The sequence below is a fragment of the Mycobacterium sp. MAA66 genome (assembly GCF_041261665.1).
GTDB lineage: Bacteria > Actinomycetota > Actinomycetes > Mycobacteriales > Mycobacteriaceae > Mycobacterium.
Genome location: NZ_JBGCCC010000002.1, coordinates 58977 through 82418 on the forward strand (window position 1 = coordinate 58977; position 23442 = coordinate 82418).

Here is a 23442-nt window from a genome sequence, read left to right on the forward strand (position 1 = left end):
TCTGGAAATCGGCGCGCTGCTACCGAGCGGTCAGCGTCGGCCGGCAGCCCGCTTCCTTGAGAGTCGCCACGTCTTTGAATCCACAGATCGCCAGCGTCAGGTCGAATTCGGCCAGGAAAGACTTGAGGTAGTGAGTCAAACTCTCCGCGCCACCGTAGGACAACGCATAGGCATAGGGCCGGCCGATCCCGACCGCTGTTGCCCCCAGCGCCAGCGCGATCACCGCATCGATGGGGCTGCGCACGCCCGAATCGAACATCACCGGCGTGGATCCCGCGGCCTCAACCACCCCCGGCAGCAGCTGTAGCGTCGAGATTCCCGAATTTGCCTGACGCCCACCATGATTGGTGCAATACAGCACATCGGCGCCGTTGTCGATCGCCAGTCGGGCATCGTCGGGATGTTGGATGCCCTTGACGGCGATCGGCATAGTCGTCTGCGACCGAATCCAGCGCAGATCCTCCCAAGTCACCGGGTGCGCAAAGATCTTGGCGTAGTGCGTCAGCGCGGCAGCCTGATCCTCTTGCGGTGGTTTGGCCAGATGCTTGGTGAAATTCTCGTCCGAGTAGTAGTTCTGCATGCAGAAGCCGCGGAACTGAGGAAAGTTCCCGATGGCCAGGTCGGTCGGCCGGAAGCCCAACGTCCAGGAATCGACCGTCACGATCAGCGCTGAGTATCCGGCCTTCTCGGCCCGGTTGATGAAGCTGGCGGCCAACTCCCGATCGGTAGGCATGTACAGCTGGAAGAAGTTCGGCGTGCTGCCTGCGTGGCTGATCACCTCCTCCATCGGGTTCTGGCTGAACGTCGACAGCGTGTAGGGCACCCCGGTGGCCGCCGACGCCTGAGCGGCGGCCACGTCACCGTGAAAGTCGGGCGCGCACAACCCCACCAGACCGATCGGGCACAGGAAGATCGGCGACGGCAACCGCTTGCCGAACAACTCGATCGACAGATCCCGCTGCGGCGGACTGACCATCATCCTCGGCGTGATCCCGTAATGCGCATAGGCGTCGATGTTGGCCTGCTGGGTACGGCCGTCCCCTGCCGCCGCCGACACATATCGATAGACCCAGTCCGGCAAGGCCTCCGACGCCTTCTTCTGGATGGTCTGGAAATCGAAGGGATAGCGGGTGGTTACCCCATGCACCGCGTCGAGGTACACGCCCAGCTGAAAGTCACCGAAATTGCTAGGCACCGGTGTTGCTCCTCTCCGCGTTCTGTTGTCGGCGGCGCTGGTCATCGGCGATCCAGGCAGCCTCTTGTCCGGGCTCTGGCAGCACCCGGCCTCCTTCGACCGCGCCGTACGCCGGGCTGTTGCCGATGACGACCAGCACTCGCTCGGCCTCGACACCCGTTATGCGTGTGATAGCGGCGGCCACCTCGGTGGCCAGACGGGTGGTCTCATCGGCTGGGTGCCCCTGGCGGACCCAGCCGTTCATCAGCACCGGGGCCGCCGGCACGCCGTCGGTGTACACATCGTCGGGCGGCAGCTCGTGGAACACCACGTTGACGTAAGTGCTTGGCACATGGTTGATCTCGGCGTGAATGGCGGCGACTTCCGCCGCCAGTGCCTGCTTGGTCTGCGCGGTGAACGTCGAATTATTGGCGGTGCAGGTGTAGATCGGCATCGCAGCTCCCAGCTGTCGCGTGTCTGGATATCACCATCGCGCATTCCCGTCTCGCCGTCGATATCACCGGCTACAACTTCCGGCACCTTGGAATGTGGCAGCCAACAATCACCTTGGCGGACAACAGGTCCCGGCATGGTTGCTCACAGCAAGTGGGCAGTATCAGGCGACCGCTCCCCCACACTTCAATGACGGCAGGGTAACGATATGCAGGACTCGGCGACGTCGGATCCGATAACCACACCCCGGAGACGCAACCCGGCAATATGAGAGTTCAATTGCGGTCACGACAGAGGGAGTCTTTGATGCCCACCACCGTTCTACAGGTCGGCGGGGTTCCGCCTACGCTCGCCGAGGCATTGACCGAGAAGTACGAAGCAGCGGTACTGCCCCTGGATGCAGGTCGTGCCGATTTTCTGGCCGAGCACGCGGCGACGGTCAGAGTGATCGTCGATGCCGGCCAAGCCCCGATCGACGCCGCGTTGATGCGCGCGCTACCCAACCTCGGCGCGATCATCCATTACCTGGACGGCTACGACACCATCGATATGGACGCTGCCCGTCGGCTGGGAATCGGGGTGAGCAATACCGCCGACGCGCTGACTGACAGCGTTGCCGACACCGCGGTCGGGCTGATGCTCATGACAGTGCGCGGCTTCGGTGCCGCTGAGCGCTACACGCGCGCCGGCCACTGGTCGGCCGAGGGGCCATTCCCGTTGACTCGGGACGTCTCCGGGGCTCGGGTGGGAATCCTCGGTCTGGGTCACATCGGTTCGGCGCTAGCTCACCGACTCACCGGATTCAACTGTGCCATCAGCTATCACAACCGCCGCCAGATTCCCGATTCGCACTACCAATACGCACCCTCACCAGTGGACCTGGCCAAATCAGTTGACGTGCTGGTGGTGGCAACCGGCGGGAGCAAGGACGCACCGCCGCTGGTGAATCGCGACGTGCTTGAGGCACTGGGCCCCGAGGGGTATCTCATCAACATCGGTCGGGGCAGCGTCGTCGACGAAACGGCACTCATCGAGCTGTTGACCGCAGGACGGCTCGCCGGTGCCGGACTCGACGTGTATGCCGATGAGCCCGTTGTGCCACAACAACTCCGGGAGTTGAACAACGTCGTCGCGCTACCACACGTGGGTAGCGCGACGGCACGCACGCGAGCGGCAATGGCGGCACTTACGCTGCGAAACCTCGATGAGTACCTGACCAGCGGCACCCTCACCACTCCCGTCATCGTGCCGACCCGGTAGCGCACCGCCGGGACTGATGAACGGGCTGGGGGCCCGATCAGCCGGGCTCGCTCGGGTTGTGCTCGAGCATGAGGCTCAGGACGCGACGCATGTCCCCGCTGGACACATCGTAAACGCCGTCGTACGGGTCAACCATGTCCAAGATGGTAAACAGCATGCTGCACAACGTAATTGCGGATAGCCCGATCATGAGGATGGCAATGGGGCTGGCCGGTGCGCGCAGGCCGAAGCACAAAAATATCGTCATCAGCCAGAACACCAGCACACGCAGGAATGCGGCCGGTATCGACCTCTGCGGCCCGGTCAACAGCGACCATCGGGCCCGGGCAAAGTCCTGATATTGGTCGAGGCAGTCTGCCACCACCCTCTCGTGGAAGGGGCTGCTCGGTTTGGCCCGAAAGATCTCGAGCTTGATGCCATTGAGCAGATCACTCAGCACCAGACTGGCGTTTTCGCGGGACATCGTGCGCACGTCTGGATAGGCCACACCGGTGGGTGCGGGTTCGCTGCGCCAGCAGTTGGCGATCGCGGCGGCAGTAAAGCTCTGCAGCCGACTTCGCATGGGCTGGGACTCAGGTCCGTAATTGCGCATGCATTGGTCGAGTCGGATCAGCTGTGCCGCATACATGGCCCAATGGTCTTCGATGTTGTCAACGAAATTCTTGGCCGTGTTGATCAGCAATCCCATCACGATGGCCGCGGTGGTCACGAGGAATGCCGTGATCACACTCATGAAATCGAGCGCCTCGTTGTGCGTATAGGGTCCCAAGACCTGCGATTTCAGCAGAAAGCCCAACGCCGCACTCCCGCACAGCAGTGTCAAGTCGACCAACGCCCACGAGAGTCGGGAAATGGTCGCTACGCGGGCGCTATTTCGCTTCGATGTCAACAGAACTCGTATTTCTGCACGGCCTTCTTGTCCCCATCCAGACCACACCCGGACCCTCGGGGAGCGATCGTGCCGTAGACGGCGACTGCGAGGTCGTTGAGGCGAGCCTGCGTCATCACGACCGCCGGTTCGCTCTCACCGGCGGGTGCCTGCTACGGCAACCGGGCACGACACCTATCCCAGGTGCGTGGATATGGGGCTGGTCGGCACCACGATCACGGTGGGCCCGTCGGCCGTGAGCGCCGCGTTGAATTCGACGGCGAGCTTCTCGGTAGTGTCGACGTTGACCGCCCGGCACCCGAAACCCACAGCGATGGAAGCAATGTCGAGTCCGGGCAGGTCCAATCCCGGCACGCCCGGGGTCTGCTCCAGCACCGCGAATGACTTGAGGATCGAGTATTCGCCGTTACGCATCACCACGAAAACAATCGGCAGTTTGTGTTGGGCCGCCGTGTAGATGGCCTGCACCGAGTATTCGAACGAGCCATCGCCGATGGTGGCCACCACAGTGCGTTTGACCCCGCGAGCCCGGTCTCCCAATGCGATACCGACCGCCCCGGGTACCCCCCAGCCGATGCCGCCGCTGGCCGTCGCGAAGAATGACGCGGGCCGAACAGTGGGCAGGAATCGTACTTGCTGCGCCAGCGTCGAGGTCGATTCGGTGACCAGCGGCGAGTCTGCCGGTTTGACGCTGCGCAACGTCGCCCACACCGCGTCGGGGGCCAGCGGCGCCGACCCGGTCAGGTCCACTGCACTGGTGTCTTTGGGCGCCGCGGGCACCTGCCGGTCGCTGTGATCGTCGACCATGGTCACCAACTGCTCCAAGCTCAACAACGCGTCGCCGAGCACGCTGTCGCCAACCGGCGCTGTGCCGGCCAGGCGCGGATCATTGGTGATCTGCAACAATTCGGTCCCCTCGGGCAGCCACTCACCCGCCACGTAGGGGTAGTAGCGGAAGACCTGCGCTCCGATCACCACCACCAGGTCGTAGCCCTGCAGCGTCTCGGTGACGCCGGCGACGGTCATCGGCAGCTGTCCCTGATACAGCCGGTGATCCTCGGGGAACGACGCCCGGTCCGGCAAGGCGCCGCTGTACACCGGCGCTCCGACCTTCTCTGCGAACGCCACGCCGGCGTCCCATGCCCCGGCACGGTCGACCTCCGGGCCGAAGACCAGGGCCAGCCGTTGCGCCTTGTTGATCCGCTCGGCGAAGCCCCGCAACCGCTGGGCATCCGGGCTGACCCGGTGACTGGCCGTGCGGATCACCGCCGGCCCCAGAGCCGGTTTCTCCCAGTCATCCAGTGGGATCGAGAGAAACACCGGCCCGGCGGGTGGCTGCAGTGCCACCGTGTAGGCGCGCATGAACGCGGCCGGCACGTCCTGCGCACGCTTGGGCTCATAGGCCCATTTCACCCACGGCTGCGGAAACACCGTTTCGTCCGGGTTGCTCAAATACGGTTCACACAAGACCATTTCGCGAGTCTGCTGGCCGGCCGTCACGATCAGCGGGGTGTTGCCCTTGTACGCCGCCACCAGACTGCCCATCGCATTTCCGGTACCCGCGGCAGTGTGAAGGTTGACCAGCGCAGGTTTTCCGGTGCTCTGGGCGAACCCGTCAGCCATGGCCAACACCGAGGCCTCCTGCAGACCGAGGACATACGTAAAGTCATCGGGGAAGTTCTTCAGGAACGTCTGCTCGGTCGAACCAGGATTGCCGAACACCGTGGTCAACCCCAGCGTCCGAAGCAAGTCGTAGGTGACCTCGTGGACGGTTCTTGCTTCTGCCATGGTCCTACCGATCCTTTCTGCACCGCCGTGGATCACACGTCGGGAACACCCGGACTACGTTCGGATACAACATTCGCGCCTGGCCGCTTTGCCGTCGATATCGCCGAGGACAACGTATGACGCCGGGGGATGTGCAAAACAACAATCACTTTGAAAGACAACCCGTTTCCCAATAAGTCCACAGCGAACCTTCAGCCTGTGGGGCTTGCCGATCGACAGCGCAAGCACACAAACCGGCACGGCTCGCTTTCCGTTGACGGCGGCCGCGTTGTCGGATTGCACCGGGCGCCTGCACATGTTGTGACCTGATCCATCGACAACGACGGCCTGCTGGATTGAAATATTGGGGCATGTACGCGATCACCGTCGCCGAGCACGGCGGCCCAGAAGTGCTGTCGTATGTCGAAACCCCGCGCCCCGCACCTGGGCCCGGCGAGGTATTGATCAAGGCCGAGGCCATCGGCCTGAATTTCGTCGACACCTACTTCCGATCCGGGCTCTACGCCCATCCGTTGCCGTTCATTCTCGGTGCCGAGGTGGCCGGCACCGTCGCCGAAGTCGGTGACGGGGTCACCGACTTCCAGCCCGGACAACGCGTTGCTACCGCCGACGCGGTCGGCGCCTATGCCGAGTACACAATTGCCCCTGTCGGTTTGGTGGCAGCAGTCCCCGACGAGGTGACGTCGGAAGTGGCCGCAGCAGCGATCCTCAAAGGCATGACCGCACATCTGCTCATCACCTCGGCGTATCCGGTGCGATCCGGTGACCCCGTGCTGCTGCATGCCGGAGCCGGCGGAGTCGGGCTGCTACTGACCCAGTGGGCCACGAGCCTCGGCGCTCGGGTAATCAGCACTGCGTCAACGGATCACAAGGCCCAATTGTCCCGCGGCGCCGGCGCGGTCGAAGTGCTGAACTATCCCGATGACGCCCGGCAATTCGATGCGCAAATCCGCAACCTCACCGCTGGCGCCGGTGTCGCCGCGGTGTACGACGGGGTCGGGCGGTCGACGTTCGATGCCAGCCTGGCCAGCTTGGCGGTCCGAGGCACTCTCGTGCTCTACGGAGCGTCCAGCGGACCGGTACCGCCAATGGATCCCCAGCAGCTCAACAAGGCCGGCTCGGTCTATCTCACCCGCCCGTCACGACCGGACTTCATCCGCACCCATGATGAATTCACCTGGCGCACCGACGAATTGTTCGATGCGATCGCCAAGGGCGTGGTGTCGGTGACGGTCGGCGGTCGCTATCGGCTGCAGGACGCCGCCCAGGCGCACCGAGATCTGGAGGGACGCAAAACCGTCGGCTCGGTGGTGTTGACGCCGTGATCAGCGCCCCATCAACCGGCGTTGCACTTCGAAAGCCAGACACAACTCCGCCACGTCCCGCGGCTTCGACAACGACCGGCCGGTGCGCTCCTCGATACGGTGCAGCCGGTACCGGACCGTGTTCGGGTGGCAGAACAATGCATCGCCTGCCGCTCGAACCGAGCCGTCGTTGTCCACCCACGACTGGAAAGTGTCGAACAGGGTGTCCTGCTCCTGATCACTGAGGCCGCTGAAACGAGCCAACTCAGGCGCGACCAGCTTGACCAGGACATCCGGCGCGCTCACCGCGGCGGTCGCGAGTATCGAGTTGTCGAATTGGGATACCAGTTCACCGGCGGGCAGCTGTCCGCGCAGCGAGACGCGGGCAAAGCGCAAGGCCTGCGGGGCCTCCCGGAGATCATTGAATGGAGCGCTGATTCCGACTCTGGCCGTGGCCGATTGGGATATCAGTGTCACGACGTCGGGGAGCATGCGGTCCCACTTGATATGGACGATGCCCACCTGCAACTCCGGCAATAGGTGCCACGCCGAGTACACGTCCATGCTCCGCAGCTTCGACTCGATCTGCGGCAGCGCCGCAGTTCCGGAGTCACCGATTTCAGCTGCGACCACCAGGTAAGGCCCGTTGGTCGGCAGCTTCAAATAGTCCGCGGCCTCCCACAGACTCCACTGTTCGACTATTCGGCCATAAAGCAACGACTCCAAGGGACTAACCCGTTGCGGCTCACCGCGATCGAGTTGCCGGGCCTTCTCGCCGCGATAGCCCATCGCCATCGCGTCAGTATAGGCCTGTTGTGCAGCAAGGACTTTCGATGTCAGGATGCGCATCGCCGGGCCATTTCCTTCGATGCGTTGCTCCGACTCGACCATCACGGCATCCCAGATATCCCGGAAGGCCACCCGGAAGGCCTCCATCACCGACGACAACGGCACGACATCGCGGGCGCGCGCGGCGCCCACGTCGATAGCCGGGGAGATATCGAATTCGTCGTCTGTGGCGATCGCACTGAAAATCGGGGCCACGTTCGCGGCGCAGCTCGCGACCACCGCCTTGAAGGGCACCGGTGTGACATCACGGTAGAGGTGCACCTCGCGATAGATGGTGCCGGCGAGGGTTACGGCGAGTTCGACGGTGTTGCGACCGATCGACTTGGCCACCTCGGAGACCTGTTGGGATACGCCTGCAGTCGTCATGAGCTGAGAGCCTAGGAACCGATCGGGGGCCGAGCTTGTGCTCGGGAAACGAATCTAGGCCTGATTTTTGTCCTGTGGCACAGTCAGCCGGCCTGACTCAGCACCGCATCGCCGTACCAGCGGCAGATCAACAACGCGATCTCCACCGCCAAACGGTCGGTCGCTGCGATCTCGCGGCCCAGCCGGTCCACCGCGCGGCCCACCCGGTACTTGACCGTGTTGAAGTGCATGTTCAGCTCCTCGGCGGCGTGCTTGTAGCTGGACCCACAGGACAGGAACACCTCCAAGGTGTCGCGCAGCCGAGCGTCGGCTTCGGTGTCGGCCGCCAACGCGCCCAACGTCCTGGCCACGTACTCCCGCGCATCTTCGATATCTCCGCCCAAGAGTGCCGCCGCGGACAGACCGGGCTCGCCGGCCGTGATCAGCATCGGCTCGGCGCGCTGTGCGATCAGCGCTATCTGACGGGCGTTGCCTGCCTCTCGGTGCGACCGCCGGAAGCCGTCCACCCCGCCGCCAACCGTGCCGACGGCCAGATTGGGCACGTCCCGGCCGGCTGCGGCGAACTGCCGGACCCTCTCCTCCGCGTCCACCGGCGCAGCACGGTAGGGCAACCACCCCCAGCCGCAGGTGCGGTCCGCGGCAACGAACAGCGGCGCCCCGTCCGCTCCGGCTGCCTGCCCGAGGTCCCGTAGAAAACGTTGCAGCCGAACGATCTCGGCCTCTTCACCGGCCACGTCCGGGTACCACATCACCACGGCGAGGTGCTGCCATTGCAGTGGGTAGCGGATGGTCATGGTGGCGGCATCGACATCGACCGGTCGACCACCTGTGAGCAGATCGCGAACTCGCATGGCGCGCAGGCTGTTCTGGTTCTCCAGCCAACGCTCGCGTTCGTCCTCGTACACCTCGATCACCTGCTGGGTGATCCAGTCGATGTATTCGAACAGCGTCGCGCTCATTGCCTGCAACACCGTGTATCGGGCCGCCTCCGGCACGTCGATCGTGCGTACCTGGGCGAACACCAACTCATTCATCCCATGCTGACCGAGCCGGTAGGCCCGGACCAGTGCATGCACGGGTACCCCGTATTGGGCCAACCGCCTTGCGTATTCGAGGGCCGCCGCAGGCACCGCCACTCGTTGCACCGGGATGGCGTACCGCATGGCGTGGAGCAGGGTGTCGACGTTGCTCTCGACGCTCGGTCCGAGTAGTTCCATCACCCTGGCGTCTCCTTTGAGCTCAGGGATCTGCACTTCGAGCGACTCTCTGATGCCCGCAGACAGCAGCGGCAGCTGCTGCTGCAGTTGCGCAGCGGCTTCGGCAATGTGGCGGGCTACCTCGACTTCGACGTCTGGACCAGACTCCGGCATGGGGCTGACATTAGACCCGGTCGGCGCCACCTGCGGGAGCATTGAGCGGTGCGATTCGGTCAGCTCGGACTCGTCGGCCGGCGCGGTTTATTCCCGAACCCTCGGAGTGTCGCGAGCTGTCATCATCACATCGACATTTGCTTGATATGTCACGCAAATGGACTACCGTGAAGGACATGACCAAAGCAGTGCAGTTCGATTCCTACGGCGACGTCGAGGTCCTCCAAGTCCGCGACGTGCCCCTCCTCATACCGGATGCCGGCGAAGCGCTGGTCCGGGTCAAAGCGGCCGGCATCAACATCAGCGAAGCGGTCATCCGCAGCGGTGCGCTTCATCACCAGTTCCCGGCCACTTTCCCCTCCGGGCAAGGCACCGACCTGGCGGGCGTGATCACCGAACTAGGCTCCGGCATAGACGATTTCAACATCGGTGACGAAGTCATCGGATTCTCCATGCGGCGGTCCAGTCACGCCGAGTACGTCGTCGTGCCGGCCGACCAATTGACCGTAAAGCCCCCACTCGTGTCGTGGGAGGTGGCCGGCTCGTTGTTCGTCGCTGGTGCCACCGCTTACGGCGCTCTGCAAGCACTGCGACTGACCCCCGGGGAAACCGTGGCCGTCTCCGGCGCAGCCGGCGGCGTCGGTGCCATCGCCATCCAGCTCGCCCGCCGCGCCGGCGCCACAGTCCTGGGCATCGCCGGACCCGCCAACGACGCCTGGCTGGCCGAGCATGGCGCGATCCCGGTCAACTACGGCGACGCGCTCGCAGCCCGGCTGTGCGCCGCAGCTCCCACCGGGCGCATCGATGCCTTCTTCGATGCCTTCGGCGGCGGCTACGTCGCCACCGCCGTCGAAGAACTCGACATCGGACCAGAGCGAATCGACACCATCGCCGATTTCGCGGCCGCGGCGAAGTACGGGGTTCAAACGGCAGGTGGCAACGAGGGCTCGACCGCGGCGGTAATGGCGGAACTCGCCGACCTCATCGCGCGGGGCGAACTCGACGTGCCGATCGCCGGTGTGTACGCCCTCGACAACGTCCGGGACGCATACCGAGAACTTGAACAGCGGCACACTCGCGGAAAGTTGGTACTTCAGCCATGAGCGAGGGTCTTGACTTCAACGCACAAAACATCGCGGAGTTCCGCGCCAATCACGGCCACGTCGGCGGCCACTTCGAGGGTGCCACGATGATCATCTTGCACACAGTCGGTGCACGCAGCGGTCAGCCGAGGACCAACATCATGCAATACCTGGCCGACGGCGAGCGGTTCCTGGTGTTTCCGTCAAACCGCGGCGCCGACCACAACCCGGCCTGGTACTGGAACCTGAAGACCAATCCCGACATTCGGGTCGAAGTCGGCGACGACATCATCGACGTGCACGCCACCGACCTGGTCCGCGCCGAGCGCGACGAGAAGTATGCGCTGCAGTCCGCGCTGTACCCGGGATTCGCCGAATACCAGCGCATGACGTCGCGCATCATCCCCGTGGTGGCCCTCACGCCGACCGGCGCACCAACACCGCGTCCGTGACGGCTCAGCCCGAAAAGCACACGTATATCCAAAGATTCACTGCTACTCGCGAAAAGGAGAAAGTGCCGTGGGCACCGCGACCAACTCACCTGAAGAATCGGGCGGATCACTCATCGATTTCGACGCCCTATATCGCGGCGAAAGCCCTGCCGCAGGAGTCCCTCCGGCAGCCATAGTGCCATGGGCCAGAACCGAACCCAGCCCCAGCGTCGTCGCATGGCAAACCGGCGGCTGGGTTCACGGCAACGTCCTGGACATCGGCTGCGGATTCGGCAACAACGCCATCTACCTCGCCCAGCACGATCACCCGGTGACCGGTCTGGACATCTCCCCCACCGCCCTGTCCACCGCCGAACAACGGGCCAGGGAGGCCGGAGTCGACGTGACGTTCGCCGTGGCGGACTCCACCAAACTCGACGGTTACACCGACCGATTCGACACCGTGATCGACATGGGACTGTTCCACAGCCTCGATGACGCGGGCCAACGCAGCTATGCAGCAGTGGCACACCGGGCCACCCGGCCAGGCGCCACATTGTTGCTCGTCTGCTTCTCGGACGCCAACCCCATCGCCAACGACTGGCGCCCGGCCGTGCCGGAAGCGACACTGCGCGAGGTGTTGGGCGGCGCCGGGTGGGACATCACGTCACTCGAGCCCTCCACCGAGGCCGGCGAATTAGACGGTGCACGAATCGAAATGGCCTTCTGGACGCTACGGGCGCAACGACGCTAGAGCGTCACCAGGACCGTACCGACCTTGCCGGGACGGCTGACATGCCGGACCGCGTCGGCGATCTGGTCGAGCGAGTAACGGGCGGCGACGTCGAAATTCTCCGGCTGCGTGGCGGCGATTGCGGTGACGGCGGCGATATCGGACATACGACGTTCGCGTGCGACGCCGTCGAGCCATCGGCCGACGGACAAACCGCGGATGCCGACTTCCCGGCCGACGAAGGTCGCGGCATCCAATGGGACTGCTTCCTGAGCCAGCGCCCCATAGGCGATCAGCGTTCCGCCAGAAGACAATACGGACAACAGCTTGCCCAGGAGGGCGCCGCCGACCGGATCGAGGACCACGGGGATCGGCCGGCCGTCGGCGAGGGCGCGTATCCGCTGGATCCAATCCGGGCTGTCGGTGGAAACGACAGGCACGTTCGGGTGACGGGCGGCCAGTTCCCGGGCACGGTCCGCACTGCGGACCACGCTGATCGTCGCGACGTGATGATGTTCGGCAACGGTGGTGAAGAAGCGAGCGACCGACGAGTTGGCGGCATTGTTCACCACGATGCCGTCCACGCCGACGGAGAAATCCTGCTGGGCAGCCCGGTAGAGCAGCAGTGCGGTGAGCGGATTGCACACCATCTGGGCGGCCACGTCATCACTCACCGAATCCGGCACGGGCACAGCGACTTCAGCGGGGACGGTGATGCGTTGCGCCCAAGAGCCCGGGTGCGGGAACACCGTCACGCGAGTCCCGACCGCCGGCGTCACGACGCCGGGCCCGGCTGCGACCACCACGCCGGTGGCCTCCAGTCCGGCGACCGTGCGTTGCGCAGGATGCACCGGGCCGACTTTGACGCCCAGAAGGTCGCCGGGGTGGATCGGGAAGGCGGTGACCTCGACCTGAATCTGGCCAGACCCCGGCGTTGGCGGATCCGAGACCTCGGTGACCGCCAGCACATCAGCAGGGTCGCCGGCCGTGGCATAGGTGATGGCTCGTCTCATAGTCGATCACATCCCGGATATCGGACTGAACATGAAACCAATTCCCAGACCGCAGTCATTGACGATGACCGCATTGCACTCGATCGATCCCCGACTATATAGCGTCTTTACATGACATGTCGAGTTTTCTCCGTGCTAGTGCGGCCGACCCGACAAGGACGGATACCGGGCCGCGCCGTGACGTCCCACAGTCCTTTCGTGGCTGGCTACCAACGCTTTCGGGGATCACGCGGGTAGCGCCCTGCCGCTACCTCGGCGTCCCGCCGCCGTCGACGACGACCACCTGACCGGTGATGTAGCTACCCGCACCGGAACAGAGCAGCAACGCGGTACCGACCATCTCATCCGGGCGAGCGAGCCGTTTCAGAAACGTACTGCCGGCCATCGCGGCGATCGCTTCCGGCGGGTTGTTGCGCACCATGTCGGTGTCGACCGGGCCCGGCGCAATCGCATTGACCCGGACGCCGTCGGCGGCGAAGCCCGCGGCCATCGACCGGGTGAAGGACACCAGCGCCGCTTTGCCCGCGGCATACATCGACACGTGCGGCGCGAAGTTGAAGGCACCCACCGACACCATGTTCAGCACGGCCGCGGACGGACTGGTCTTCAAGTGCGGCAACGCTTTCTGCACCAGGAACACCGGGCCGCGCAGGTTCGCGTCGTACGACTTCCCCCACGCCTCCGGGGTCATCTGCCCCAACGGCTGGGCCAGCGCGTTGGCGGCGTTGTTGACCACCACGTCGATGCCGCCGAACTCTCCGACCGTACGCTCCACCAGCGCGTCGAGGTCATCGAGGTTACTGGCGTTCACGGGCACCCCGATCGCCTGCCCGCCCAGGCCGCGCAGGTGCTCGGCCGCGGTCTCGCAGGCATCGGCCTTACGGCTGGCCACCGCTACACGCGCACCCGCCAACACGAATCCCTCGGCCAGCGCCAGCCCGATGCCGCGGGTGCCTCCGGTCACGATGACGGTGCGGTCGGTCATGTCGAACAAGCGGTCAAAGGCAGCGCGATCCATGTCAAGCAGTAGAACACAGGGGTCGCGTGGGCCAGCGTGGCTCGGCGTGTCGGGCAGTCCTGCGACACTTGCGATCTGGACTTGTCATCATGTGTTGACATTGTCAACCGATGATGACAAGTCCAGATCGAAGAGTAGTTGGGAAGAGGCCGGCTACCATCGCCGTTCGCTACCCGAGTTCTCGGCCGCTGACGAACTCGCGGGCTTCTCCGGTCACCGGATCGACGAACGACAACCGCTGCGCCAACAATTGCAACGGTGTGGAGAAATCACCGGAAGCCACGTCAAGCACGTTGGGGTACAAGGGATCACCGTCGATCGGTAACCCGAGTGAGTTCATGTGCACCCGCAGTTGGTGGGTTCGGCCGGTCGACGGCGTCAACCGGAACAGCCCCTCCGGAAGCGGCTCGACCAACGTCACCGCATTCACCTCGCCGACTTCTTCGACGGCCTGTAAATGCCCGCGCCGCTTGATAATTCGGCTGCGCAACTCGATCGGCTCGGCCAGCGCTCCGGCCGACGACCGGGCCAGATAAGTCTTGGACACCGCACCAGAAGCGAAAAGTGTCTGATACGCCCCACGCACCTCACGCCGGACGGTGAACACCAGCACACCGGCGGTCAGCCGGTCCAGGCGGTGCGCCGGCGAAAGCTCCCACAACTGCAGCGACCGCCGCAAGCGCACCAGCGCGGTCTGCACCACATGGCCACCACGAGGCATAGTCGCCAGGAAATGTGGCTTGTCCACCACCACGAGGTTCTCGTCCTGGTACAGCACCAGCATCTCGAAGGGCACCACGGTCTCCTCTGGCAGATCGCGATACCAGTAGACGAAGGCGCCCGCCGGCAACTCGGTGGCCGTGGTGACCACCGAACCGTCGGCGCAAACCACCTCTCCGGCGAGCACTTTCGCCGCCGCCTCGGTACCGAAACGGGAGCGCAGCTCAGCGAGTACCGGCCCGCCCAGCACCCGCAAGCGAGCGGGCCCTATCCCCTCGAACCCGGGACGGACGGGCAGGTTCAATCGAGCGGTACCGGTTCGAGAATCTCGGCGCGCGCCTCGGGCGCGGCGGCTCGCAGCGCATCGGCCGACGAGTCATCGGGCTGGGTCTGCGACAACACCTCGGCCTCCACCCGCGCCAGGTACGTCTCGACCTCCCGGTCGATATCGGCAGCACTCCAACCAAGAACGGGCGCAACGACTTCGGCGACCTCACGCGCACAGTCGACTCCGCGATGCGGATACTCGATCGAGATGCGCATCCGGCGGGCCAGGATGTCCTCGAGGTGCAGTGCGCCCTCGGCCGCCGCGGCGTACCAGGCCTCGACCTTCAGATACACCGGCGCCTCGGTGATCGGCTCGAGCAATTCCGGTCGCCCACAAGCCATGTCGAGCACTTCGCCGATCATCGAGCCATACCGGTCCAAGAGGTGCCGCACCCGGTACGGATGCAGTCCGTAGAGCTGGCCGACGTGTTCGGTCTGGTTGATCAGCGCAAAGTAGCCATCGGCACCCAGCAACGGCACCTTGGCGGTGATCGACGGCGCCACCCGGGTCGGCACGAACTCGCTTGCCGCATCGATGGCATCGGCGCCCATCACCCGGTAGGTGGTGTACTTGCCACCCGCGATCGCCACCAGCCCCGGCGCCGGAGTGGCCACCGCATGCTCGCGTGACAGCTTCGAGGTCTCTTCACTCTCGCCGGCCAGCAGCGGACGCAGGCCCGCATACACGCCGTCGATGTCGTCGTGGGTCAAGGGCGTGGCCAACACCGTGTTGACATGGCCGAGGATGTAATCGATGTCGGCCTTGGTCGCGGCCGGATGGGCCAGGTCGAGGTTCCAGTCGGTATCGGTGGTGCCGATGATCCAGTGCGTCCCCCACGGAATGACGAAGAGCACCGACTTCTCGGTACGCAGGATGATCGCCACCTCGGACACGATCCGGTCCCGCGGAACCACGATGTGCACGCCCTTGGACGCGCGGACCCGAAAACGACCACGCTGCTTGGACAAGGCCTGGATCTCGTCGGTCCACACCCCGGTGGCATTGACCACCACGTGGCCCTTCACCTCGGTGGTGGCCCCGTTCTCCGAGTCCCGCACTCGCACGCCGGTCACCCGGTCGCCTTCGCGCAGCAACGCGACCACCTGGGTGGACGTGCGCACCACCGCGCCGTAGTGGGCCGCGGTGCGCGCGACGGTCATGGTGTGCCGGGCGTCGTCGACGACGGTGTCGTAATAACGGATGGCGCCGATCAGGGAGCTGCGCTTGAGTCCCGGTGCCAACCGCAACGCGCCGGCCTTGAGCAGATGCTTCTGCGCGGGCACCGACTTCGCGCCACCCAGCTGGTCGTAGAGGAAGATGCCGGCCGCGATATAGGGGCGTTCCCACAGGCGTTTGGTCAGCGGGAACAGGAACGGCAACGGCTTGACCAGGTGTGGAGCCAGCGTGGTCAGCGACAGTTCACGCTCGTACAGCGCCTCGCGAACCAGTCCGAACTCCAGTTGCTCCAGGTAGCGCAGGCCGCCGTGGAACATCTTCGACGACCGGCTGGAGGTGCCCGACGCGAAATCACGGGCTTCGACCAGGGCGACCTTGAGGCCGCGGGTGGCCGCGTCCAGCGCCGCACCGGCCCCGACCACGCCGCCGCCGATCACGATGACGTCGAACTGTTCCTCCCCCAACCGGTTCCACGCGACTGTGCGGTCTTCCGGAGACAGCAGGGTCTGGCCATTGCCCGGCCCGGGGATCGGGTCGCTCACCGAGACTCCTCGTGGTTACTCGTCGGTAGTGGTCCGAGTGTGAGCCTACGTGGCTTTGACGATGCTCGCGGCTAGTCCAGATCGTCGTGCGCCATGAGACGGCGCGCGGTTTCGACGATCGAACCCGAGAACGAGGGGTACACCGACAGCGTCTGCGCCAGGTCGGTGACCGAGATCCGATTCTGCACTGCCAGGGCGATCGGCAGGATCAGCTCGGAAGCGATCGGTGCGACCACCACGCCGCCGATCACCACGCCGGTGGCCGGCCGGCAGAAGATCTTGACGAAACCGCGCCGCACCAGCGACATCTTGGCCCGGGCATTGGTGGTCAACGGCAGCGTCAGGGTGCGCGCCGGAACGGTTCCGGCGTCGATCGCGGCTTGCGGTACCCCGACCGCGGCGATCTCCGGCCGGGTGAACACCGCGGCCGCGACGGTACGCAGCCGGATCGGCGAAACCCCTTCACCCAGAGCGTGATACATGGCGATGCGCCCCTGCATGGCGGCCACCGAAGCCAGCGGAAGCAGCCCGGTGCAGTCGCCGGCGGCGTAGATGCCCGACGCCGTGGTGCGCGACACCCGGTCCACCGTCAGGTAATTGCCCGGGCCCAGCTCGATACCGACCTTCTCCAGCCCAAGTCCTTCGGTGTTGGGCACCGACCCGATGCTCATCAGGGCGTGACTGCCCTCGACGACACGGCCATCGGCCAGATTCACCTTGACCCCGGTCTCGGTGCGAACCACCGAGTCGGCGCGAGCGTTCTTCACCAGGCTGACGCCACGTTCGGCGAACACCTCCTCCAGCACCGCGGCGGCATCGGAATCCTCATGCGGCAGGATCTGGTCGCGGCTGGCCACCACCGTCACCTTGACGCCCAACTCGGTGTACGCATTGCAGAATTCGGCGCCGGTGACGCCGGAACCCACGATGACCAGGTGTTCGGGCAGTTCGGTCAGGTCATAGAGCTGACGCCAGTTCAGGATCCGCTCACCGTCGGGCCTGGCGTCGGGCAGCACCCGGGGACTGGCGCCGGTCGCGATCAGCACGACGTCGGCCTTGAGCACCCCGGTGCGCCCATCGGACGCGGTGACATTGACCCGGTGATGGGCCATGCCCGGGATAGGGTCGCACAGCTGGCCGCTGCCGGCGACCACGTTGACTCCGGCCCGCACCAACTGCCCGCCGATGTCCACCGACTGGCTCCGGGCCAGTGTCTTGACCCGGTTGTTGATCTGCGGCAACGAGATCTTGGCGTCTTCGATGTTGATGTCGAAGCCCAGCCCGTCGGCGCGGCGCAACTCGGTACGTACCCCGCTGGAGGCGATGAACGTCTTGGACGGCACACAGTCCCAGAGCACGCACGCACCACCGATGCCGTCGCGGTCGACGACCGTGACCTCGGTCTTTTCAGGGCCGTAGCCTGCGGCGACCAGGGCTGCCTCATAACCGGCGGGGCCACCGCCGATGACCACGATTCGGGTAACCACGGCTCTATCTAACCGTGAGTTGGTGGTTGATCGCCGGGCAACTGGGGCCAAGCCTTAGGCTTGCCCAGTGCCGCTCTACGCCGCCTACGGATCAAACATGCATCCGGAGCAGATGCTGCAGCGCGCTCCCCATTCGCCGATGACGGCCACCGGCTGGCTACACGGCTGGCGCCTGACCTTCGCCGGCGCCGATATCGGCTGGGAAGGCGCGCTGGCGACACTGGTCGAAGATCCGCTGTCGAAGGTGTTCGTCGTGCTCTACGACATGACGCGCGAGGACGAGGAGCGCCTGGATCGCTGGGAAGGCTCCGAGCTGGGCATCCACAAGAAGATCCGCTGCCGGGTGGACCGGGTGTCGTCGGACACCTCTACCGACCCGGTGTTGGCCTGGCTGTACGTCGTGGATGCCTGGGAGGGCGGGTTGCCGTCGGCCCGGTATCTGGGCGTGATGGCCGATGCCGCCGAAATCGCCGGGGCTCCGAACGAGTACGTGCACGGCCTGCGGACCCGCCCCTCCCGCAACATCGGGCCTTAGCGCTCAGGCGCCGCGTCGCCGGCCAGCCCAGTGCCGTCCCGAACGCAACTGCACGGTGATTTTCATGCGGTTTTTCCGCCACCCAGTTGCGCTCGGCGATCCCGTCGGCGGCGGTGTCGAGGTCGTCCCCCTAGAGGCCGCGAGATGGACGAAATGGTTGCTGGCCAAACGACTTCCACCGCCATTTCGTCCATCTCACGGCGCCGTAGTTGGCCGAGATCAGCAGAGGTGGGCGGACTGCTCGATGATGTTGACCAGCACCCGAACCCCGACACCGAGGGCGCGCTCGTCCAGGTCGAAGTTCGGCTGATGCAGGTCTAGCTGCGGCCCCACACCGGGCCACACTCCCAGCCGCGCCATGGCGCCCGGAACCTCTTCGAGATACCAGGAAAAGTCTTCTCCCCCGCCGGATTGCTTGGTGTCGGCCAAGGTATCGGGCCCCATCGCCTCGATGGCGTGGGTCATGATCCGGGTGGAGATCTCCTCGTTGACCACGGGCGGCACCCCGCGTCGATACAACAACGTGTGATCCACGTTCAACGGCGCCAACAGCGATGAAACAATCTCACGCACAAGGGTTTCCATCTCCACCCAAGCGTCCCTACTGGCGGTGCGCACGGTACCGGCCAGGGTTCCGGCCTGTGGAATGGCGTTGGAGGCGAACCCGGCATTCACCGCACCCCAGACCATGATGGTGCTGTGCCGCGGGTCGACCCGACGCGACAGCACCCCGGGCAGCCCCGTGATCAACGTGCCCAGTGCATACACCAGATCCCCGGTCAGATGTGGCCTGGAGGTGTGGCCACCCGGTGAGTGCAGGGTGATCTCCATCTGGTCGGCCGCCGAGGTGATGGGTCCTGGGATGGTGGCGACCTTGCCGACCTCCAGTCGCGGATCACAGTGCAACGCAAAGATTCTCGACACTCCGACCAGCGCCCCGGCCGAGATGGCGTCCAGCGCACCGCCGGGCATCAACTCCTCGGCCGGCTGGAACACCAGCCGCACGCCGACGGGGAGCGTCGGCGCCGCGGCCAGAGCCAGTCCGGCGCCGAGCAGCACCGCGGTGTGTCCGTCGTGCCCACACGCATGCGCCACATTGGGGACCTTCGACGCGAACGGCAGGCCGGTGCGCTCGGCCATCGGCAGCGCATCCATGTCTGCGCGCAACGCGATCCGCGGAGCATCGGAGGGGCCGAAATCACACGTCAACCCGGTACCACCGGGCAAGATCTTGGGGTTCAGTCCGGCGTCGGCCAATCGGGTGGCGACGAACTTGGTGGTCTCGAATTCCTGACGGCCCAGCTCCGGATTGGCATGCAGGTGACGGCGCCAGCCCACCATGTCACCGTAATTCGTGGCCAGCCAACGCTCGGCGTGATCCACCAGGGTCATACCCGTCCCACCTTCATCCGGCCGATCACCCGGTCCCGTTGTTCCGACGACTGCGCCAGCGCAACAACGGTGCGCGCCAACATGATTGCGCCTTCAGTGACCGCCCGGTCCGCGCTGGGGCCGACGGCGGCCGCAGTGAACTCGGGCTGATGGATCGACGCACCGTTCGCGTCGATCCCGACGACCGGGTGAATGCCCGGCATCACCTGGGTCACGTTGCCCATATCCGTACTCCCCAGCGGCACAGCGGCTTCCAGTTCCGATGGCAGCGGCGTGCGGCCCAACCGCTCCATCTCCGTGCGAAGTACGTCCGACATCCAGGCATCCGGTGCCAGTGCGTCATAACGGGGCGACACCTCGGTGACCATGTGCGTGCACCCCGTCGCGAGCGCACCCGCGGCGAAGCACGCCGCCATCCGATCTTCGAGCGCGGTCAGCGACGACCCGTCGACAGCCCGCATGGTGTACAGCAATTCCGCGTGTGCCGGAATGACATTGGGTGCCTGCCCACCGTCGGTGACGATGCCGTGCACCATCTGTCCCGGCATCAGTTGCTGCCGCAGCAGGCCGATGGCGACCTGCGTCACGGTGACCGCATCGGCCGCATTGACACCCAGATGCGGCGCCACCGCGGCATGCGACTCACGGCCTCGATAGGCCACCGAGACTTCCGACAATGCCAGCGACCTGGCCGCCGCGATATCGACCGGACCGGGATGCAGCATCACACTGGCCGCGATATCGTCGAAGGTTCCGGCGTTGAGCAACAACGCCTTTCCACCGCCCGCCTCCTCGGCGGGAGTACCGATCAACGCAACCGTGATGCCCAGCTCGTCGGCGACGTCGGCCAAGGCCAGAGCGGTACCGACAGCCGAAGCGGCAATGATGTTGTGTCCACAGGCATGTCCGATACCGGGCAGCGCGTCGTACTCCGCGCAGACGCCCACCACCAGCTCACCACTGCCGAAGTCGGCGCGAAACGCGGTCTCCAGGCCGCCGGCCGACGCCGTGATCTCGAAACCTCGCTCGGCGACCAGGCTCTGGGTCTTGGCGCAGCTACGGTATTCGGCGAACGCCAGCTCAGGCTCCGCATGAATCGAATGCGACAGTTCGATCAGGTCGGCGCGCCGTCGGGTGACGGTGTCGGTAACCGTCTGCAGCGCGTCGTCGGTGAGCATCCTGGAAGTATCGCACCGGCCTGATCTGCACAACCCGGCAACTAAGGTGGGAGCGTGCCCGCCCCTCAGGAAGTCGCCGACGAAGCCGCGTCCGCCATCCGCACCCGGACCGGGATCTCCGGCTTCGACGTGGCGGTCGTACTGGGATCGGGATGGGCACCGGCCGCTGCCGAACTGGGCGAGCCCAGCCACGTCCTGCCGATGTCCGAGATACCCGGCTTCACCCCGCCGACCGCGTCCGGTCACGGCGGACAGGTGCTGGTGGTGCCGATCGGTGACCGCCAGGCGCTGGTTCTACTCGGCCGGATCCACGCATACGAGGGCCATGACCTGCGCCATGTCGTGCATCCGGTGCGTACCGCGGCCGCGGCCGGGGTACGCACCGTGGTGCTGACCAACGCCGCGGGCGGGCTGCAGTCGGACCATCAGGTCGGCCAACCGGTGCTGATCAGTGACCACCTGAACCTGACGGCCCGCTCGCCGCTGGTCGGTGCGCAGTTCGTCGACCTGGTTGACGCCTACTCGCCGCGGTTGCGTGCGCTGGCGCGCGACGTCGACCCCTCGCTGACCGAGGGTGTGTACGCCGGGCTACCCGGGCCGCACTACGAGACGCCCGCCGAGATCCGGATGCTGCGCACGCTGGGCGCCGATCTGGTCGGCATGTCGACCGTGCACGAGACCATCGCGGCTCGGGCAGCCGGTGCCGAGGTATTGGGCATCTCGCTGGTGACCAACCTGGCGGCCGGGATGACCGGTGAGCCGCTCAGCCACGGCGAGGTACTCGAGGCCGGACGGCAGTCGGCGACCCGGATGGGGTCGCTGCTGGCGCAGGTGGTGGCGCGGCTGTGAATGCCCTGACGTTCGGCACCGCCGGGCTGCGCGGTCCGATGCGCGAAGGCCCCGATGCCATGAACGTCACGACCGTCGCGCGCGCGACGTGGGCGGTGGCCAAAGTGCTCAACGACCGTTGCTTGGGCGGCTCGACGGTCGTCGTCGGCCGCGACGCCCGTCACCACTCCGATGAATTCGCCACCACTACCGCTGAAGTGTTTGCTGCCGAAGGGTTTTCGGTTGTTCTGTTGCCAGATCCGGCACCGACGCCGGTGCTCGCCTTCGCCGTCAGGCACCTCGGTGCGGCCGCCGGAGTGCAGATCACCGCGTCGCACAACCCAGCCGCCGACAACGGATACAAGGTGTACTTCGACGGTGGCATTCAGATCGTCCCGCCAACGGACGCGGACATCGAGCGCGCCATGCAGCAGGCGCCGACGCACATCGCCCGCGAGCCGGTAATCGCCGCTGATACCGGACTGATCGAGCTCTACGCACGCCACACCGCAACCCTGCGCCGCACCGTCGGTGACGTGCGCGTGGCCCTGACCGCCATGCACGGTGTCGGCGGTGCACTGGCCGTCAACGTCCTCAAGCGCGCCGGCATCACTGATATCCACACGGTCGCAGAGCAATTCGATCCTGACCCAGATTTCCCCACGGTGGCATTTCCCAATCCGGAAGAGCCCGGAGCAACGGACCTGCTGCTGGCGCTTGCCGCGCACACCGATGCCGAAGTCGCCATCGCGCTGGATCCCGATGCCGACCGCTGCGCCGTCGGAATCCCCACCGACAAGGGGTGGCGCATGCTGTCCGGCAATGAAACCGGTTGGCTGCTGGGCGAATACATCTTGAGCAACCTCGCCACCGAAGACGTCGAGACCGCGGTGGTGGCCAGCTCGATCGTCTCGTCACAACTGCTGGCGAAAATCGCCCGGCACCATCGCACACACCACGTCGAAACCCTCACCGGCTTCAAGTGGCTGGCCCGTGCCGACGCCAAATCGCCCGGCGCCACACTGCGGTACGCCTACGAGGAGGCCATCGGCCACTGCGTCGATCCGGCAACCGTGCGGGACAAGGACGGCATCAGCGCCGCCGTCGCGGTATGCGATCTGGTGACCGCGCTGCGCACCCAAAACCTTACCGTCTCAGATCAACTCGACGCGCTGGCGCGTCGGCACGGAGTCCATCTCACCGACGCCGTCTCGGTGCATACCGACGCCCCCGCGGTGATGCGACATCTGCGCGAAGCACCACCGACGGAGTTCGCCGGCATCGCGGTGACCGTCGACGATCTGGCACAACGCCGCGGACAGCAGCGCACCGACGCATTGATATTCACCGGCGCGCAAGACGCCGGCCTGCGGGTCGCGGTGCGCCCCTCGGGCACCGAGCCGAAGATCAAGTGCTACCTGGAGGTCAGCCTGGCGCCCGGCGCCGACCTGACCGACGCCCGCGTGCACGCTGACAAGGTGATGCGCCAGGCAAAGCGGGAGATCGCCGAACTACTCGGCGGCTGA

The 23442-nt window shown here is 65.5% G+C and carries 21 protein-coding genes; 8 read left to right on the forward strand and 13 right to left on the reverse strand.

The annotated features are described in order from the left end of the window. Positions 1 to 19: 19 nt before the first annotated feature. Both ABIA30_RS06795 and ABIA30_RS06800 read right to left on the reverse strand, forming a co-directional pair. Complete coding sequence (locus ABIA30_RS06795) at positions 20 to 1195, reverse strand: alpha-hydroxy-acid oxidizing protein (RefSeq protein ID WP_370063486.1); 1176 nt, start codon at positions 1193 to 1195, stop codon at positions 20 to 22. Continuing rightward, complete coding sequence (locus ABIA30_RS06800; protein ID WP_370063488.1) at positions 1188 to 1628, reverse strand: tautomerase family protein; 441 nt, start codon at positions 1626 to 1628, stop codon at positions 1188 to 1190. The genes ABIA30_RS06795 and ABIA30_RS06800 overlap by 8 nt, the downstream gene beginning before the upstream one ends. Positions 1629 to 1933: 305 nt before the next feature. On the opposite strand from ABIA30_RS06800, the gene ABIA30_RS06805 reads away from it, so the two are divergent. After that, complete coding sequence (locus ABIA30_RS06805; protein WP_370063490.1) at positions 1934 to 2887, forward strand: 2-hydroxyacid dehydrogenase; 954 nt, start codon at positions 1934 to 1936, stop codon at positions 2885 to 2887. A 37-nt stretch (positions 2888 to 2924) separates the two neighbouring features. Here the strand turns inward: ABIA30_RS06805 and ABIA30_RS06810 are convergent, their stop codons facing one another. Both ABIA30_RS06810 and mdlC read right to left on the reverse strand, forming a co-directional pair. Next, complete coding sequence (locus tag ABIA30_RS06810) at positions 2925 to 3683, reverse strand: hypothetical protein (RefSeq protein ID WP_370063492.1); 759 nt, start codon at positions 3681 to 3683, stop codon at positions 2925 to 2927. 267 nt (positions 3684 to 3950) lie between these two features. After that, positions 3951 to 5564: a benzoylformate decarboxylase gene (gene mdlC / locus ABIA30_RS06815; protein WP_370063494.1), complete on the reverse strand. Its 1614-nt coding sequence runs from the start codon at positions 5562 to 5564 to the stop codon at positions 3951 to 3953. Positions 5565 to 5914: 350 nt separating this feature from the next. Here mdlC and ABIA30_RS06820 point away from each other — a divergent pair, with 350 nt between their 5' ends. After that, the gene (locus ABIA30_RS06820; protein ID WP_370063496.1) at positions 5915 to 6889 is read left to right on the forward strand and encodes a quinone oxidoreductase; all 975 of its coding nucleotides are present in this window, start codon (positions 5915 to 5917) and stop codon (positions 6887 to 6889) included. On the opposite strand, the gene ABIA30_RS06825 is transcribed toward ABIA30_RS06820, so the two are convergent. Both ABIA30_RS06825 and ABIA30_RS06830 read right to left on the reverse strand, forming a co-directional pair. Next, positions 6890 to 8083: a PucR family transcriptional regulator gene (locus tag ABIA30_RS06825; RefSeq protein ID WP_370063498.1), complete on the reverse strand. Its 1194-nt coding sequence runs from the start codon at positions 8081 to 8083 to the stop codon at positions 6890 to 6892. It lies immediately after the preceding gene. 83 nt (positions 8084 to 8166) lie between these two features. Next, positions 8167 to 9453, reverse strand: coding sequence for a PucR family transcriptional regulator (locus tag ABIA30_RS06830; protein ID WP_370063500.1), 1287 nt, complete (start codon positions 9451 to 9453; stop codon positions 8167 to 8169). Between the two features lie 176 nt (positions 9454 to 9629). Here ABIA30_RS06830 and ABIA30_RS06835 point away from each other — a divergent pair, with 176 nt between their 5' ends. From ABIA30_RS06835 to ABIA30_RS06845, 3 genes are all read left to right on the forward strand, one after another. Then, positions 9630 to 10556: an NADP-dependent oxidoreductase gene (locus tag ABIA30_RS06835; RefSeq protein ID WP_370063502.1), complete on the forward strand. Its 927-nt coding sequence runs from the start codon at positions 9630 to 9632 to the stop codon at positions 10554 to 10556. Next, on the forward strand, positions 10553 to 10987 hold the full coding sequence (locus tag ABIA30_RS06840) for a nitroreductase/quinone reductase family protein (RefSeq protein ID WP_370063504.1): 435 nt from the start codon (positions 10553 to 10555) through the stop codon (positions 10985 to 10987). Before ABIA30_RS06835 ends, ABIA30_RS06840 begins: the two co-directional genes overlap by 4 nt. Before the next feature lie 67 nt (positions 10988 to 11054). After that, positions 11055 to 11720 carry a class I SAM-dependent methyltransferase gene (locus ABIA30_RS06845; RefSeq protein ID WP_370063506.1) on the forward strand — a complete coding sequence of 222 codons (666 nt, stop codon included), beginning with the start codon at positions 11055 to 11057 and terminating at the stop codon, positions 11718 to 11720. Here the strand turns inward: ABIA30_RS06845 and ABIA30_RS06850 are convergent. The 5 genes from ABIA30_RS06850 to ABIA30_RS06870 form a co-directional block, all read right to left on the reverse strand. Then, complete coding sequence (locus tag ABIA30_RS06850) at positions 11717 to 12712, reverse strand: zinc-binding dehydrogenase (RefSeq protein ID WP_370063508.1); 996 nt, start codon at positions 12710 to 12712, stop codon at positions 11717 to 11719. The genes ABIA30_RS06845 and ABIA30_RS06850 overlap by 4 nt on opposite strands. A 247-nt stretch (positions 12713 to 12959) precedes the next feature. Further along, positions 12960 to 13730: an SDR family NAD(P)-dependent oxidoreductase gene (locus tag ABIA30_RS06855; RefSeq protein ID WP_370063510.1), complete on the reverse strand. Its 771-nt coding sequence runs from the start codon at positions 13728 to 13730 to the stop codon at positions 12960 to 12962. A gap of 169 nt (positions 13731 to 13899) precedes the next feature. After that, positions 13900 to 14754 carry a pseudouridine synthase gene (locus ABIA30_RS06860; RefSeq protein ID WP_370063512.1) on the reverse strand — a complete coding sequence of 285 codons (855 nt, stop codon included), beginning with the start codon at positions 14752 to 14754 and terminating at the stop codon, positions 13900 to 13902. Then, the gene (locus tag ABIA30_RS06865) at positions 14751 to 16496 is read right to left on the reverse strand and encodes a glycerol-3-phosphate dehydrogenase/oxidase (RefSeq protein ID WP_370063514.1); all 1746 of its coding nucleotides are present in this window, start codon (positions 16494 to 16496) and stop codon (positions 14751 to 14753) included. Before ABIA30_RS06865 ends, ABIA30_RS06860 begins: the two co-directional genes overlap by 4 nt. A gap of 71 nt (positions 16497 to 16567) precedes the next feature. Then, positions 16568 to 17983 carry an NAD(P)H-quinone dehydrogenase gene (locus tag ABIA30_RS06870; protein WP_370063516.1) on the reverse strand — a complete coding sequence of 472 codons (1416 nt, stop codon included), beginning with the start codon at positions 17981 to 17983 and terminating at the stop codon, positions 16568 to 16570. 67 nt (positions 17984 to 18050) lie between these two features. Here ABIA30_RS06870 and ABIA30_RS06875 point away from each other — a divergent pair, with 67 nt between their 5' ends. Continuing rightward, positions 18051 to 18518: a gamma-glutamylcyclotransferase gene (locus tag ABIA30_RS06875; RefSeq protein ID WP_370063518.1), complete on the forward strand. Its 468-nt coding sequence runs from the start codon at positions 18051 to 18053 to the stop codon at positions 18516 to 18518. A 219-nt stretch (positions 18519 to 18737) separates the two neighbouring features. On the opposite strand, the gene ABIA30_RS06880 is transcribed toward ABIA30_RS06875, so the two are convergent. Together ABIA30_RS06880 and ABIA30_RS06885 are read right to left on the reverse strand one after the other, a co-directional pair. Beyond that, positions 18738 to 19910: a M20 family metallopeptidase gene (locus tag ABIA30_RS06880; protein ID WP_370063520.1), complete on the reverse strand. Its 1173-nt coding sequence runs from the start codon at positions 19908 to 19910 to the stop codon at positions 18738 to 18740. Then, positions 19907 to 21088 (reverse strand): M20 family metallopeptidase, encoded by a 1182-nt coding sequence (locus ABIA30_RS06885; RefSeq protein WP_370063522.1) that lies wholly within the window; start codon positions 21086 to 21088, stop codon positions 19907 to 19909. Before ABIA30_RS06885 ends, ABIA30_RS06880 begins: the two co-directional genes overlap by 4 nt. Before the next feature lie 54 nt (positions 21089 to 21142). On the opposite strand from ABIA30_RS06885, the gene ABIA30_RS06890 reads away from it, so the two are divergent. After that, positions 21143 to 21937, forward strand: a complete 795-nt coding sequence (locus tag ABIA30_RS06890; RefSeq protein WP_370063524.1) for a purine-nucleoside phosphorylase — start codon at positions 21143 to 21145, stop codon at positions 21935 to 21937. Continuing rightward, a complete protein-coding gene (locus tag ABIA30_RS06895) occupies positions 21934 to 23442 on the forward strand; it encodes a phospho-sugar mutase (protein WP_370063526.1) in 1509 nt (502 codons plus the stop codon). Before ABIA30_RS06890 ends, ABIA30_RS06895 begins: the two co-directional genes overlap by 4 nt.

Excerpts from the sequence above, each read along its gene's own strand:
- ABIA30_RS06800 (WP_370063488.1), bottom strand. The coding sequence starts at position 1,628 with ATGCCGATCTACACCTGCACCGCCAATAATTCGACGTTCACCGCGCAG.
- ABIA30_RS06805 (WP_370063490.1), top strand. The coding sequence starts at position 1,934 with ATGCCCACCACCGTTCTACAGGTCGGCGGGGTTCCGCCTACGCTCGCC.
- mdlC (WP_370063494.1), bottom strand. The coding sequence starts at position 5,564 with ATGGCAGAAGCAAGAACCGTCCACGAGGTCACCTACGACTTGCTTCGG.
- ABIA30_RS06820 (WP_370063496.1), top strand. The coding sequence starts at position 5,915 with ATGTACGCGATCACCGTCGCCGAGCACGGCGGCCCAGAAGTGCTGTCG.
- ABIA30_RS06825 (WP_370063498.1), bottom strand. The coding sequence starts at position 8,083 with ATGACGACTGCAGGCGTATCCCAACAGGTCTCCGAGGTGGCCAAGTCG.
- ABIA30_RS06830 (WP_370063500.1), bottom strand. The coding sequence starts at position 9,453 with ATGCCGGAGTCTGGTCCAGACGTCGAAGTCGAGGTAGCCCGCCACATT.
- ABIA30_RS06835 (WP_370063502.1), top strand. The coding sequence starts at position 9,630 with ATGACCAAAGCAGTGCAGTTCGATTCCTACGGCGACGTCGAGGTCCTC.
- ABIA30_RS06840 (WP_370063504.1), top strand. The coding sequence starts at position 10,553 with ATGAGCGAGGGTCTTGACTTCAACGCACAAAACATCGCGGAGTTCCGC.
- ABIA30_RS06850 (WP_370063508.1), bottom strand. The coding sequence starts at position 12,712 with ATGAGACGAGCCATCACCTATGCCACGGCCGGCGACCCTGCTGATGTG.
- ABIA30_RS06855 (WP_370063510.1), bottom strand. The coding sequence starts at position 13,730 with ATGGATCGCGCTGCCTTTGACCGCTTGTTCGACATGACCGACCGCACC.
- ABIA30_RS06880 (WP_370063520.1), bottom strand. The coding sequence starts at position 19,910 with ATGACCCTGGTGGATCACGCCGAGCGTTGGCTGGCCACGAATTACGGT.
- ABIA30_RS06885 (WP_370063522.1), bottom strand. The coding sequence starts at position 21,088 with ATGCTCACCGACGACGCGCTGCAGACGGTTACCGACACCGTCACCCGA.